Annotated in this window: 13 protein-coding genes; 5 read left to right on the top strand and 8 right to left on the bottom strand. The window is 57.8% G+C overall.

All coding sequences use genetic code 11. The annotated features are described in order from the left end of the window. The first annotated feature begins 103 nt into the window (after nucleotides 1-103). Both FJD38_RS09320 and FJD38_RS09325 read left to right on the top strand, forming a co-directional pair. The gene (locus FJD38_RS09320) at nucleotides 104-580 is read left to right on the top strand and encodes a glycine zipper domain-containing protein (RefSeq protein WP_122785312.1); all 477 of its coding nucleotides are present in this window, start codon (nucleotides 104-106) and stop codon (nucleotides 578-580) included. A gap of 230 nt (nucleotides 581-810) precedes the next feature. Next, the gene (locus FJD38_RS09325) at nucleotides 811-1743 is read left to right on the top strand and encodes a hypothetical protein (protein WP_122785313.1); all 933 of its coding nucleotides are present in this window, start codon (nucleotides 811-813) and stop codon (nucleotides 1741-1743) included. An 83-nt stretch (nucleotides 1744-1826) separates the two neighbouring features. Here the strand turns inward: FJD38_RS09325 and FJD38_RS09330 are convergent, their stop codons facing one another. Further along, complete coding sequence (locus FJD38_RS09330) at nucleotides 1827-2063, bottom strand: hypothetical protein (protein WP_146384996.1); 237 nt, start codon at nucleotides 2061-2063, stop codon at nucleotides 1827-1829. Between FJD38_RS09330 and tfpB the strand changes: the two genes are divergently transcribed. The 3 genes from tfpB (at nucleotide 2058) to FJD38_RS09345 (ending at nucleotide 5560) form a co-directional block, all read left to right on the top strand. After that, a complete protein-coding gene (gene tfpB / locus FJD38_RS09335) occupies nucleotides 2058-3851 on the top strand; it encodes a type IV pilus assembly ATPase TfpB (RefSeq protein WP_146384998.1) in 1794 nt (597 codons plus the stop codon). The two genes, FJD38_RS09330 and tfpB, sit on opposite strands and share 6 nt — an antisense overlap. A 79-nt stretch (nucleotides 3852-3930) precedes the next feature. After that, complete coding sequence (locus tag FJD38_RS09340; RefSeq protein WP_122785315.1) at nucleotides 3931-4245, top strand: DUF2388 domain-containing protein; 315 nt, start codon at nucleotides 3931-3933, stop codon at nucleotides 4243-4245. Between the two features lie 172 nt (nucleotides 4246-4417). Further along, nucleotides 4418-5560 carry a DegT/DnrJ/EryC1/StrS family aminotransferase gene (locus FJD38_RS09345; protein ID WP_146385000.1) on the top strand — a complete coding sequence of 381 codons (1143 nt, stop codon included), beginning with the start codon at nucleotides 4418-4420 and terminating at the stop codon, nucleotides 5558-5560. A 152-nt stretch (nucleotides 5561-5712) separates the two neighbouring features. On the opposite strand, the gene gcvH is transcribed toward FJD38_RS09345, so the two are convergent. The 7 genes from gcvH to pepP all read right to left on the bottom strand — a co-directional run bounded on the left by gcvH (nucleotide 5713) and on the right by pepP (nucleotide 14134). Continuing rightward, a complete protein-coding gene (gcvH, locus tag FJD38_RS09350) occupies nucleotides 5713-6096 on the bottom strand; it encodes a glycine cleavage system protein GcvH (protein WP_146385002.1) in 384 nt (127 codons plus the stop codon). A gap of 62 nt (nucleotides 6097-6158) precedes the next feature. After that, the gene (gcvT, locus tag FJD38_RS09355) at nucleotides 6159-7241 is read right to left on the bottom strand and encodes a glycine cleavage system aminomethyltransferase GcvT (RefSeq protein WP_146385004.1); all 1083 of its coding nucleotides are present in this window, start codon (nucleotides 7239-7241) and stop codon (nucleotides 6159-6161) included. Between the two features lie 156 nt (nucleotides 7242-7397). Beyond that, nucleotides 7398-9014: an ABC transporter permease gene (locus FJD38_RS09360; protein WP_146385006.1), complete on the bottom strand. Its 1617-nt coding sequence runs from the start codon at nucleotides 9012-9014 to the stop codon at nucleotides 7398-7400. A 167-nt stretch (nucleotides 9015-9181) separates the two neighbouring features. After that, nucleotides 9182-10183: an extracellular solute-binding protein gene (locus FJD38_RS09365; RefSeq protein WP_122785320.1), complete on the bottom strand. Its 1002-nt coding sequence runs from the start codon at nucleotides 10181-10183 to the stop codon at nucleotides 9182-9184. 130 nt (nucleotides 10184-10313) lie between these two features. After that, on the bottom strand, nucleotides 10314-11531 hold the full coding sequence (locus FJD38_RS09370) for a 2-octaprenyl-3-methyl-6-methoxy-1,4-benzoquinol hydroxylase (RefSeq protein WP_167654259.1): 1218 nt from the start codon (nucleotides 11529-11531) through the stop codon (nucleotides 10314-10316). An 84-nt stretch (nucleotides 11532-11615) separates the two neighbouring features. After that, complete coding sequence (ubiH, locus tag FJD38_RS09375) at nucleotides 11616-12803, bottom strand: 2-octaprenyl-6-methoxyphenyl hydroxylase (RefSeq protein ID WP_146385010.1); 1188 nt, start codon at nucleotides 12801-12803, stop codon at nucleotides 11616-11618. Further along, nucleotides 12800-14134, bottom strand: a complete 1335-nt coding sequence (pepP, locus tag FJD38_RS09380) for a Xaa-Pro aminopeptidase (protein WP_122785323.1) — start codon at nucleotides 14132-14134, stop codon at nucleotides 12800-12802. Before pepP ends, ubiH begins: the two co-directional genes overlap by 4 nt. Between the last annotated feature and the right edge of the window lie 12 nt (nucleotides 14135-14146).

A 14146-nucleotide genomic window follows, 5' to 3' on the forward strand; every position in this document is an offset into this window, starting at 1 on the left:
TAACTTAGAGAATTGTGTACAACTCGTGTTACTGGTCGGATTTCGATTGTAACCAACCCTTTTGAGGCTCAGGATCGCGCCGTCATCCATTTGAGACTCACCTATGAAGCTCACCTCTATTCTCTTGTTGTCCCTTGGCCTGGTCAGTGGCGTTGCCTCGGCCGGTGGCACCACCGAAGCCGGTGTAGGCGGCGCATTAGGCGGAGTTCTTGGCGCCGTAGTTGGACAACAGCTCGGCGGCTCGACCGGCTCTGCCATTGGCGCAGGCGTCGGCGGCGCAGCGGGCAGTGCCGTGGGTGCTGACAAACGCAGCCGTGGCGAAGCCGCTATTGGTGGCGCGCTCGGGGCCGCAGGCGGCAACGTTCTGGGCCGTAGCGTCGGTGGCAGCACGGGCGCACTGGTCGGTGCAGCAGCGGGCGGTGGTGCCGGCGGTGCGCTGGGCAACTACATGGGTAATAAAAGCGACGCCGATGATCGCCGTTACAACAACCGCGACAACCGCCGCTATTACCGCGACGACCACCGTGGCCGTGGCCATGCGTACGGTCATCGCAAAAAGAACAAACATCGTCATCATTGATACCCAACGACGGGAGCCCACAAGGCTCCCGTTTTTGTTGGCGCTTAAAATTGTTTCAATGCATTACGCCCGCCTGTTTATCCCCCGTCATGCAAGCTGCATGACACGGTAGAAGCTTTGATTTTTTAACCTACTGAAAAATAAAGAAAAACCTAAAAACACAGATTGGCACACCCCCTGCAATCTCCTGAGTGAACGTCACAACCAGCCACTTCAGGAGCACAACAATAATGATCGGGACAACAGAAAACTATCCCGCGGCCCTGCAAGACACCTCAGGACACTCCGGTGTTTCCTGGGCTGCCATCTTTGCCGGTGCCGCTGCCGCTGCCGCGCTTTCTTTGCTGCTTTTGATGCTTGGCGCAGGATTGGGCTTTTCCGCCGTATCGCCTTGGGCGAATGAAGGCGTAGGGGCCAAAGGGCTAGGCATTACTGCCATTATCTGGCTCGCTGTTACGCAAATTATCGCCTCGGGCATGGGCGGCTATCTGGCCGGCCGTCTGCGGGTGAAATGGGCCAGCCTGCATGGCGACGAGGTGTACTTTCGCGACACCGCGCACGGCTTTCTGTCGTGGGCAGTGGCTACGCTGGTCACAGCCACATTGGTCGCTGGCTCAGTGAGCAGCGTAATTGGTAGCGGTGTGCAAGCCGGTGCCAGTGTGGCCTCAGGTGCAGCCTCGGCCATGAGCAGTGCAGCCGGTAGCGCCGCAGGCAGCCAAGCGAATAAAGGGGCGGGCAATGGCACTGATTACTTCATCGACACGCTGTTTCGCGATGATCGCGGCACTGCAGTCAGTGAAGACGCTGCCCACGGCATCGTGACCCGCATCTTTGTGCGCAGCCTTGGCAACGATGGCCAACTGAGTAACGAAGACCGTACGTACTTGGCGCAGATCGTCGCCCAACGTACCAACCTGAGCCAGCCAGAAGCTGAGCAACGGGTGGATCAGGTCTACACCAAAGCTCATCAAGCCATCGAAGAAGCCAAAGTAAAAGCCAAGGAAGCCGCAGACACAGCAGCCAAGGTTGCCGCCTGGACCACCCTGTGGATGTTTATCACCCTGTTGATCGGCGCGTTCTTCGCCAGTCTGTGCGCCACCTTCGGCGGTCGTCGCCGCGATGCAGTGACGTACGTAGACCACACCACTACTACCCTTCGTTAATTCTGGAGAATAAAAATGCGCTCACTTCTGCTGTTTTTTCTCGGTATTCCAATCCCGATCATCATCCTGATTGCGCTGTTTGTTCATTGATAACAGTGCAATAAACCAAGAGCGGCCTTCACATTGAAGGCCGTTTTTTTGTGCTGACTAAACCGCCAGGCAAGGGCAATCTGGTCAAGCCAATGCATCGGCGGAACATATTTTGGGGTAATACCTGGCAACGAATCACCACGTGGGTGTAAACGCGGTGCATCTAGGCTTTGCAGTTCAGCCCGGACAAGGACCTGTCTGAGCACGTGCTTGCAGGAGCGTTTATGCATACCGCCCCACTCCATGATCAGTGGCTGGACCTCACCCACATTCTCCCTCTGCTACTCACTCAGGGCCGCGTTCATCCCGCGTGTGCCGAGCAAGCCATGATCCACAGCGGTGAAGCACCTCACGTGCGCACGCACCCGCTGGTATTTCTGGCCGGCCAGCAGCTCAGGGACCCCAGCCGGCCCGGCAAAACCCTCGATATTGAAACCCTCACCGCCTGGCTCGCCCATCAGTGCCACTTGCCTTATTTGCGCATCGATCCCCTCAAAATTGATGTGACAACGGTCACCGGGCTGATGCCGTTCGCGTTTGCTCAACGGCATCAAATCCTCGTCGTGGCGACAGATGAGCAGACCGTCAGCATTGCCTGCACACAGCCCTGGGTGCGCAGTTGGGAGGCAGACCTCAAGCAGGTGCTCAAACGGCCTATCAGGCGAGTCCTGGCCAACCCACAGGAGATTCAGCGGCTGACTGTGGAATTTTACACTTTGGCAAAATCGGTCACTGGCGCCGCGTTGAATGATCAAAACAACGGCAGCCAGACCGGCCGTGAACAGCTGCTCACCCTCGGCTCCCACGATCAAGACGCGGATGCCAATGATGCACACATCGTCAATATCGTGGATTGGCTTTTCCAGTACGCCTTTGAACAACGCGCCAGCGACATTCATATCGAGCCGCGTCGAGAGCAGGGTTGCATGCGCTTCCGGATCGACGGCGCGCTGCATGACGTTTATCCGTTCTCCCCACAGGTCACGATGGCGATAGTTAGCCGCCTCAAAACATTGGGCCGCATGAACGTTGCCGAAAAACGCAGACCGCAAGACGGGCGCCTGAAAACCCGAACCCCGGCCGGTACGGACATTGAATTGCGACTTTCCACGTTGCCCACCGCTTTTGGCGAAAAATTGGTCATGCGTATTTTCGATCCTGACGTGTTGCTCAAAACTTTCGACCAGCTGGGTTTTAGTGCGGATGACCTGCAGCGCTGGGAGCGCATGACCCGTCAAACCAGCGGTATTATTTTGATTACCGGCCCTACCGGCTCAGGCAAAACCAGCACCCTCTACGCGACCCTCAAGCAACTGGCCACGCCGCAGGTCAACCTGTGCACCCTGGAAGATCCAATCGAGATGATTGAACCGGCCTTTAATCAAATGCAGGTGCAACCCAATATCGACCTGACGTTCGCCAATGGTCTGCGCGCCCTGCTGCGTCAGGACCCGGACATCATCATGCTCGGCGAAATACGCGATCTGGAAACGGCTGAAATGGCGATCCAAGCCGCGCTGACCGGCCATTTGGTGCTATCCACCCTGCACACTAACGATGCGCCGAGCGCAATCAACCGCTTACAAGAACTCGGTATTGCGCCTTATCTAATAAAAGCGGCCCTGCTCGGTGTCATGGCCCAACGGCTGGTTAAAACCCTGTGCCCGGAGTGCAAGGTCGAACAGCCCTTGACGCAACATGACTGGCAGAGCTTCGCGGCCGACTGGCACACCTCGGTGCCCGCACAGACCTGTCGTGCAAAAGGCTGTCAGGAATGTCGGGGCAGCGGTTACAGCGGGCGAGCCGGGGTTTACGAGATTATGGTGATGAGTGACCGCCTGCGTGCCCTAATTGGCCCGCAAACCGATGTAAGTGCCCTTCGTCGCGAAGCCTGCGCTGAAGGCATGCAACCTTTAAGGCTGGCAGCAGCCAGTAAAGTGGTCGCAGGCCAGACTTCAATGGAAGAAGCATTACGTGTGACGCCCGAGATGGGCTCCCGACGACCCGTTAATATTTAGGGCGATGGCAGGCTTACAGCGGAACTAGACTGACATATGGAGTATCAAACACTCATATAATTTATTCGGAGTCACCGTTATGCGCCTCAAATATGCTGTCGCCGCTATCGCCCTGTTGTCCCTTCCTGTTGGTTCAGCAATGGCCGACACATTTTGGCGTAATGTGTTGTCTTCGGGTGCCACAACAGGGTCCACGTACCTGACCTTCAAAAAAGACCGTAAGGTCATTGCCGCCCAAGATGATGCGGGGAGCTTTGTAGCCAGCAATGGCTCGATTCGTGGCCCGTACCTGGAGTCCGCCATGCAACAAGTGCGCGCGGATAACCCGCAGTTGAATGTGAGCGACATGGAATTGGCCAACGCCATTCTGGCCAAAAACGCTACAGCGGAGTAATCCTCCCGGCTCCCGTAATTACCGGCTCCTGGCCTACGCCGCGGCTGTGTAATTACGGGATGCTGACCTGCCATTCAGCCCTCATACAGAAATTTCACCCGATATGAGTCACGCTCTGGGTATGATCGGAACCTGTGTTCCCATACCTATTCACATCGGACGTCTTGCCGCTATGAGCTCACTGCCTTTCCTGCCGTTTTCCAAACCCACTATTGATGAAGCCACCATTGCTGCCGTGGGCGACGTATTGCGCTCAGGCTGGATCACCAGCGGGCCAAAGGTTCAGGCGTTCGAAGCCCAGCTTTCGGAGTATTTTGGCGGTCGCCCGGTGCGTACCTTCAACTCCGGCACCTGCACGATGGAAATTGCTCTGCGCATCGCGGGCATCGGTGCTGGAGACGAAGTCATCACCACCTCTATTTCATGGGTCGCAACGGCCAATGTGATTCTCGAAGTCGGCGCCACCCCCGTATTTGCCGATATAGACCCGGTGACTCGCAATATTGATCTGGCAAAAGTCGAGGCGGCCATCACGCCACGTACCAAGGCAATCATCCCGGTCTATCTGTCGGGCTTGCCGGTGGACATGGAGGCCCTCTACGCACTGGCCAAAAAACACAACCTGCGGGTGGTCGAAGATGCCGCACAAGCCTTGGGCTCCAGCTGGAACGGCCAACGCATCGGCGCACGCGGTGACTTTGTATCCTTCAGTTTTCAGGCCAACAAGAACATCACGTCATCCGAAGGCGGCTGTTTGGTACTGAATAATGAAGAGGAGGCGCGTCTGGCCGAGAAGTACCGCCTGCAAGGCGTTACCCGCAGTGGCTTCGATGGCCTGGACGTGGATGTATTGGGCGGCAAATTCAATATGACGGACATTGCGGCCGCCATTGGTCTGGGCCAGTTTGCCCATATCGAAGCCATTACGGCGCATCGCCGCGAGTTGGCTAAACACTACTTCGACTGCTTCGGCCCTGAGTTTGAGGCGCAGTACGGTGCGCAACTGCCAGTGGCTGACTTCAATAGCACCAACTGGCATTTATTCCAGCTCGTGCTGCCTGAACGCAAAGACGGTGAACCTGCCCGCGCTACCTTTATGAAAGAGATGCAGGCGCTGGGTGTCGGCGTGGGTTATCACTACCCGCCGATTCACTTGTTGAGCTTGTATCGCGCGCGAGGGTTTAGCGAAGGCATGCTGCCAATTTCCGAACGGGTCGGGCGCTTGATCGTATCGCTGCCGATGTTTACGGCAATGACCAAAGCCGACGTCGAGCGCTCGGTGGCGGCGGTGAAAGCGGTATTGAAAGACGCGTAAACCCCATCCCCCGTAGCAGCTGCCGAAGGCTGCGTCCGGCGACACCGTCGTCGTAAAACCTGTGATCACGGTCTATCAATAAAATCGTGAGCACCGAATTTACGATTGCTGCGCAACCGAACGCCGCCTGCGGCAGCTGCTACAAGAGTGGTTTACTCGCCAATCGCGGCTTTGTAACCGGCAGCGTCCAGCAGTTTTTCCAGTTCAGCGGTATCGCTTGGCTTGAGTTTGAAAATCCAGGACTCGTACGGAGTATTGTTCAGGCTTTCCGGGCTGTCAGCCAGGTCTTCGTTGACCGCAACCACTTCGCCCGACACTGGCGCGTAGATGTCCGAAGCGGCCTTTACCGACTCCACGACACCTGCCGTCTCGCCTGCGGCAAATACTTTACCGATTTCGGCCAACTCAACAAACACCACATCCCCCAAGGCTTCCTGAGCGTGATCGCTAATGCCCACGGTCACCGTGCCGTCAGCTTCCAGGCGGGCCCATTCGTGACTTTCAGCAAAGCGCAGCTCGGCAGGGATATTGCTCATATTCAGTGTCCTCAAAAGGAATTGTCGGCGGCTTGCACAGGGTACAAGCCTGCCAGTAAAGGTTAGATCAAGGCTTTGCCCAGACGAACAAAAGTCGGTTTAACCACGCGAACCGGATACCACTTACCCCGAATTTCGACCTCGGCACGGTCTGCCGTAGCCGTCGGAACTCGCGCCAAAGCAATCGACTTGCTTAACGTAGGAGAGAAACTACCACTGGTGATCTCCCCTTCGCCAATACCCGCGATCCGAACTACCTGATGGGCACGCAATACGCCGCGCTCTTCAAGCACCAAACCCACCAGTTTGAGCGGTACGCCGCCGGCTTTTTCAGCTTCCAGCGCAGCGCGCCCAATAAACTGACGTGTGGCCGGTTCCCACGCAATGGTCCAGGCCATATTGGCTGAAAGTGGCGAGACAGACAGGTGAATATCCTGCCCATAGAGGTTCATGCCCGCCTCAAGACGCAGCGTATCGCGGGCACCCAGGCCAATAGGGGATATACCGGCGCCCACCAGATCGTTGAAGAACGCCGGGGCCTGGTCAGCCGGGAGCATAATTTCCAGGCCATCTTCGCCGGTATAGCCGGTACGGGCGATAAACCAGTCACCGCAGCTGTGCCCTTCGAAGGGCTTGAGTTGCTGGATAAGTTGGCCACGGGCCTGACTCACCAGTTCGGCGACTTTGTGTCGAGCGTGTGGGCCTTGTATGGCCAGCAGCGCCAGCTCGGGCCGCTCCAGCAGTTGTACGGCATAACCTTTAGCCTGAGCCGACATCCAGGCCAGATCCTGTTCACGAGTGGCGGCATTGACGACTAGCCGATAACCCGTGGGCATCAGGTAGACAATCATGTCGTCAACCACGCCGCCCTGCTCGTTGAGCATGGCGCTATAGAGTGCGCGGCCGGGCGTGTTCAAACGGTCGACATCGTTGGCCAACAAATGCTGGAGCCATTCCTTGGCCTGATCACCGATGACGTCAATCACGGTCATATGCGAAACATCAAAAACCCCACAGTCGCGGCGCACCTCGTGGTGTTCCTCAACTTGCGAGCCGTAATGCAGGGGCATATCCCAACCGCCAAAATCGACCATTTTCGCGCCTAGGGCGAGATGCAGGTCATACAGAGGCGTACGCTGTCCCATGGGTTTCTCCTTCCGGGCGTGGCGAAGGTGCGGACAGGCATGTTAAACATTTCAGATCTCAGGCAGAGACCTTGATCCGTTTAACAGAGAACCCGGCCTGACAGACAAACCGCACCGAATGCGGCGCATTGTAGCCGCATGGGCAAGCACTGGCACCTAACCGTTGCGATGGGCGGAACGGCGAATCAACCCGATGACCGGCAGTAGACCAACCAGCACCAGCGTCAGCGCTGGCAAAGAAGCCCGCGCCCATTCGCCTTCACTGGTCATCTCAAAAATACGCACCGCCAGCGTATCCCAGCCAAATGGACGCATCAGCAGGGTTGCGGGCATTTCTTTGAGCACATCGACAAATACCAACAATGCGGCGCTCAAGGTGCCGGGCAGTAATAACGGCAGATACACCTTGATAAAAAGTCGTGGGCCACTCACGCCTAAACTCCGGGCGGCCTCAGGCAATGAAGGACGAATGCGCGCCAGACTGCTTTCAAGCGGGCCATAAGCCACAGCGATAAAGCGCACCAGATACGCCAGCAGCAAGGCTGACAGGCTGCCGAGCAAGAGCGGCTTACCCGCCCCACCCAACCAGCCGGACAGTGGAATCACTAGTTCACGATCCAGGTAGCTGAAAGCCAGCATGATGGAGACCGCGAGCACGGAACCCGGCAAGGCATAGCCCAGATTGGCCAGGCTGACCCCGGCCCGAATCGCTGGTGTGGGTGCCTGACGTCGGGCAAACGCCAGCACTAATGCGACGCTGACCGTAATCAACGCGGCCATGGCACCTAAATACAAGGTGTGAAGAATCAGCCCGGTGTAGCGCTCATCCAGATCAAAGCGTCCGCGCTGCCAGAACCACACCACCAGTTGCAGCATGGGAATCACAAACGCACAGGCAAAGACCAACAAGCACCAACCGCTGGCCAACCATGCCTTGGGCCCACGCAAGTGATACAACGCCTTGACCCGTGGCCGCTCGTTACTGGCCCGGCTGGCACCGCGTGCCCGGCGTTCGCCGTACAGCACCACCATGACCACCAGCAACAACAAACTGGCCAATTGAGCAGCCGTTGAAAGGCTGAAGAACCCGTACCAGGTTTTGTAGATGGCGGTGGTAAAGGTGTCGAAATTAAACACCGACACCGCACCGAAATCAGCGAGGGTTTCCATCAATGCCAGTGCAACGCCCGCCCCAATCGCCGGTCGCGCCATCGGCAAGGCAACTCGCCAGAACGCCTGCCACGGGCTTTGGCCCAGCACGCGAGCGGCTTCCATCAAACCTTTGCCCTGGGCGAGAAATGCCGTACGCGCCAGCAGGTAAACGTAGGGATAAAACACCAGCATCAGCACGATGATCACACCGCCGGTGGATCGCACCCTCGGCAAGCGCAGGCCCATGCCAAACCATTCCCGCAGCAAGGTCTGCACGGGCCCGGCAAAATCCAGCAGGCCGACAAAAACAAATGCCAACACATAGGCCGGGATCGCGAAGGGCAGCATCAGCGCCCAGTCCAGCCAGCGTCTGCCGGGGAACTCACACAAGCTGGTCAACCACGCCAGGCTGACCCCCAGCAGCGTCACGCCAATACCAACCCCGACGATCAATGTCAGGGTGTTGCCCAGCAAGCGTGGCATCTGCGTGTCCCAGAGGTGGCTCCAGATCTGCGAGTCGATACTTTGCCAGGAGAGCAACAGTACGCTCAGCGGTAACAGCACTAGAGCAGCAATGGTAAAAACCAGCGGATACCAGCGACGTTGGGCAGGATGGGCCACAAAAAACTCTCGGAAGGTGGGTAATGCGAGGGAGTGTAGGGCTAATGCTGCCCTCACCCTAGCCCTCTCCCGGAGGGAGAGGGGACTAAATGCAAAAGCAGATTGGCGTGACGCCTGCCATCAGCACCCTCTCCCTCCGGGAGAGGGTTGGGGTGAGGGGCTTTTAATCAATTCCAGCCCGCACGGTCCATCATGCGGATGGCTTCGGCCTGCCGCTTGCCTGCCACTTCAACCGGCAGGGCGTCGGCCTTGAAACTGCCCCAACTAGCCACTTCAGCCGAAGGCGCAACTGCGGGGTTAGCCGGAAACTCCTGATTGGTACCGGCAAAAATCGCCTGCGCTTCTGGCGTAGTCATCCATTCCACCAGCGCCTTGGCAGCTTCAGGATGCGGTGCATATTTGGTCAAACCGATCCCCGACAAGTTGACGTGCACGCCACGATCCGCCTGATTTGGCCAGAACAGCTTCACACCCAGGTCCGGCTTTTGCTTGTGCAGGCGGCCGTAGTAGTAGGTGTTGACGATGCCGACGTCGCATTGCCCGGCGTTGATGGCCTCAAGCACCGCAATGTCATCGGAAAACACGTCAGTGGACAGGTTATTAACCCAGCCTTTGAGAATTTGTTCGGTTTTCTCCGGGCCATTCACTTCGATCATCGTGGCTGTGAGCGACTGGTTGTAGACCTTTTTAGCCGTGCGCAGACACAAGCGCCCTTCCCACTTCTTGTCGGCAAGCGCTTCGTAGGTCGACAACTCTTCTGGTTTCACCCGGTCGGTGGCGTAGGCGATGGTACGTGCACGCAGGCTAAGGCCTGTCCACTGGTGGGATGAGGAGCGGTACTGAGGAGGGATGTTTTGATCAATCACGTCCGACTTGAGCGGCTGCAGTATGCCCATTTGTTCGGCTTGCCACAGGTTACCGGCGTCTACGGTGAGCAACAGATCGGCGGTGGCGTTTTCGCCCTCGGCCTTGATGCGCTGCATGAGCGGCGCTTCTTTATCGGTGATGAACTTGACCTTGACCCCGGTCTTGGCGGTGTAGGCATCAAATACCGGTTTGATCAGCTCGTCGATACGCGAGGAATACACCACCACTTCATCGGCAGCAGACACACTGCTCGCAAAAACGGTAAGGGCCAGGGCAGTCAGTAGACGCTTGGGTGCCAGCATGGGAGGCGGTCTCTCGTGATGCGAATCGGGTGTAAATGGTAGTGAATCACATTTGCCATCTCAACCGAACTCGCCCTAGAGCCGTTACTAGATGTTACTAAAAAGGCAGGAGCGAATTAATCGTCCCCCATCACGCCTTGGCCAACGGCGGTAAATCTCCGCTCAAGCCCAGCGCCTGGCGCACGAAAAGGGCTTTTGCTTCAGGCATTTTATCGACCCACTTCAAACCGGTATTACGCACCAGCCGCGCAGTGAGCGAGTCGGACTGGAACAGTCGCTCAAAGCCTTCCATCGCGGCCATCAGCGCCAAATTGTGCGGCATGCGTCGACGTTCATAACGGCTCAGTACCCGTACATCTGCCAGGCGTTCGCCACGGTCCTGCGCATGCATCAGCACATCGGCCAGCACTGCGGCATCCAGAAAACCCAGATTGACTCCCTGCCCGGCCAGCGGGTGAATGGTGTGCGCCGCATCGCCGATCAGTGCGAGGCCTTCAGCCACGTAGCGTTTGGCATGACGTTGACGCAGGGGAACGCATACTCGTGGATCAGCGCTGAGCACGGCGCCCAGTCGGCCTTCAAAAGCGAATTCCAGCGCGCGGCAAAAAGCCTCGTCCTCGAGCGCCATCAACTGTTCGGCCTCTTCAGGCGTGGTCGACCAAACAATCGAACACCAGTCTTGTTCACCTTCGCGCTCCAAAGGCAGGAATGCCAATGGCCCGTTGTCAGTAAAACGCTGCCAGGCGGTTCGCTGGTGCGCCTGCGCGCAACGCACACTGGTCACGATGGCGTGATGCTGGTAATCCCACTCACGGGTCTCACAGCCGGTCAGACGGCGTACTGCGGAGTTGGCACCATCGGCAGCAATCACCAGCGGAGCTCGCAAGGTGCGGCCATCAGCCAGCGTGAGCAGCCAGTCATCACCCGAGCGGCGCATCTGCTCAAGGCGCGCATTGGCCAGCATTTCAATGTCAGCGCCCTGCACACACTCCAGCAACGCGTCCTGCACCACTCGGTTTTCGACAATATGCCCCAGCACCTCGGCATGCACACTGGCTGCCGAGAAGTGGATCTGCCCGGTGCCGCTGCCATCCCACACGTGCATGTGCGAGTACGGACTGACACGCCGCTGAGTAATGCCCTCCCACGCCCCCAGACGCTCAAGGATGCGTTGGCTGGCCGCCGACAATGCGCTCACGCGAGGCTCAAAAGGGGCTTGGGCCGTGAAGGGTTTAACGCTCAACGGGCTGCCATCCAGCAACAGGATGTTCAGTCCGCTATTTTTGAGCGCCAGCGCAAGGGCGCTTCCGACCATTCCGGCCCCAACAATCAGCAAATCTGCGCGCATTTCCATGCTTTAAGCCTGTCTCGTGAGCGGCAATGGCCGCATCTGAAAAAAGGGTTCGACCCGGCACTTGAGCGCCGGTCGTCATCAACTGTCTGCGCGGGTGCCCAGCCCCATGGCCTGACGGGCAAACCAGCGCTTGGCTGGCGGCATCAGGTCGAGGCCCAGCAAGCCGAGGTTGCGACCCAGGGATACCAGCGTTTGATCGCTGCCAAACAAACGCGTCACCTGGTCCGAGAAGCCAATGGTCAGTTGCTGATCAGGCATCTGGTGCTGTTGATAACTCAACAGCGTAGCCAAATCGCCGGGTGTTTTGTCACTCGCCAACAGCACATCCGCCAAAGCCTGAGCATCGCGCAACGAGAGGTTGAAGCCCTGCCCAGCGATCGGATGCAGGCTGTGAGCCGCATTCCCCAGTACCGCCAGGTGCGGCCGTACTTGTTCATCAGCTTCGACCAGTGTCAGCGGGTACAAATGCCGCGCGCCGACTTGCTTAAGCGTGCCCAGACGATAGCCGAACACGCTCTGCAATTCGCGCAAGAAGCTGCGCTCGTCCACATCGGCAAGGCGTTTGGCATCCATTCCCAGACGCGTCCACACCAATGCGCAGCGATTGTCGGGCAAGGGCAGCAAGGCCATCGGCCCTTCGTCGGTGAAGCGTTCAAACGCCATGCCGTCATGGGGCTGGCTGGGAGTGATGTTGGCAATCAACGCACTCTGGTCGTAAGGACGCTTGCGCACATTGATACCCAACTGTTCACGCAAGCCCGAACGCCCGCCATCAGCCAGTACTGCAAGGTCGCAGTCGAGCGAGGTTTCGTCGTTGAGGGTCAACCGGTAGCCCGTCTCCATCGGCTGCATGTGGGTAACTTCGGCCGGACACCGCCAGCTGATCACTTCAGGGTCCAGACCTTTCCACAAACATTGACCCAACCAGGCGTTTTCGACCACGTACCCCAAGGCCGGAACACCCTCTTCACGAGCGGACAAGCGGGCGGTGGAGAAGCGACCGCGATCAGAAACGTGAATATCCTTGATCGGCTCGGCACGTTCGGCAATCGCCGACCACACGCCCATGCGCTCATAGATAAGACGGGCACCATAACTAAGCGCCGAAGAGCGGGCGTCATAACTCGGCTGGTAAGTGTTGCCGGGCGCAAAGGGTTCGATCAGGACGATTTTCCACCCGCGCGCCTTTGCCCCGGACTGCAACGCCAAGGCCAGGCTGGCTCCGACCAGACCACCACCAATGATTGCCAGACTGACACGGCTCATGCTGCGTTCGTCCGCGCAGAGGCCATCAAGGCTTCGATTTCGGCGACGGTTTTGGGCACGTCGCCCGTCAGAATTTCACAGCCATTTTTAGTGACCACTACGTCATCCTCAATGCGTACACCGATGCCGCGCCATTTTTTTGCGACTTGCATGTTAGAGGGGCTGATGTAGATACCCGGCTCAACCGTCAAGGTCATGCCGGGTTCCAGCACGCGCCATTCACCGCCGACCTTGTATTCGCCAACGTCATGCACATCAAGCCCCAGCCAGTGCCCGGCACGGTGCATGTAAAAGGATTTATAGGCTTCGCTGGCGATCAACTCATCGACATCGCCCTGCAACAAACCAAGTTCAACCAGGCCCGCCGTGATGACCTGCACCGTGGCTTCGTGCGCCTGATTCCAGTGTTTGTTGGGAGCAATCTCGGCAAAAGCCGCTTCTTGCGAGGCCAGCACCAGTTCATAAATGGCTTTCTGTTCCACCGAGAACTGGCCGTTTACAGGGAACGTACGGCTAATATCGCTGGCATAGCAGTCAATCTCACAGCCCGCATCAATCAATACCAGATCGCCGTCCTTGAGCAGGGCGTCATTCTCTTGGTAATGAAGGATGCAGCTGTTATCGCCAGCAGCGACGATAGAGCCATAGGCGGGCATTTTTGCCCCGCTTTTGCGAAATTCGTAATCCAGTTCTGCTTCAAGGCTGTACTCATGCAAACCGGCCCGACTGGCCTGCATTGCACGGATGTGAGCTCGGGCCGAGATCTGCGCCGCATGGCGCATGACCTTGATTTCAGACGCGGATTTATACAGACGCATATCATGCAGCAGGTGATCCAGCGCAACGAATTCCTCCGGTGGCTGGGCCCCCAAATCGGCCTTGGAGCGGATGGTGTTGATCCAGTCCATCAGGTGACGGTCGAAGGGCGGGTTGTTACCCATCGCCGAATACACCCGGTCACGGCCTTCAATCAAGCCCGGCAGGATGTCGTCAATGTCAGTGATGGGGAACGCATCATCTGCGCCGAAGTCACGAATAGCACCTTCTTGCCCGGCGCGCAGGCCGTCCCACAGCTCTCGCTCGGGGTTGCGCTCGCGACAAAACAGCACGTATTGCCCATGGGCACGACCGGGGATCAAAACGATCACGGCCTCAGGCTCGGGAAAACCGCTCAGGTACTGGAAATTGCTGTCCTGACGGTAAAGGTATTCGACATCACGATTGCGAATAGCCACTGGCGCAGCAGGCAATATCGCGATGCTGTTAGGCCCCATCTGCTCCATCAGCGCCTTGCGGCGACGTGTGTATTCCGATTTCGGGATATGGATCATGGGCAGACGGGT

Origin of the sequence: Pseudomonas saxonica (genome assembly GCF_007858365.1) — a bacterium.
GTDB lineage: Bacteria > Pseudomonadota > Gammaproteobacteria > Pseudomonadales > Pseudomonadaceae > Aquipseudomonas > Aquipseudomonas saxonica.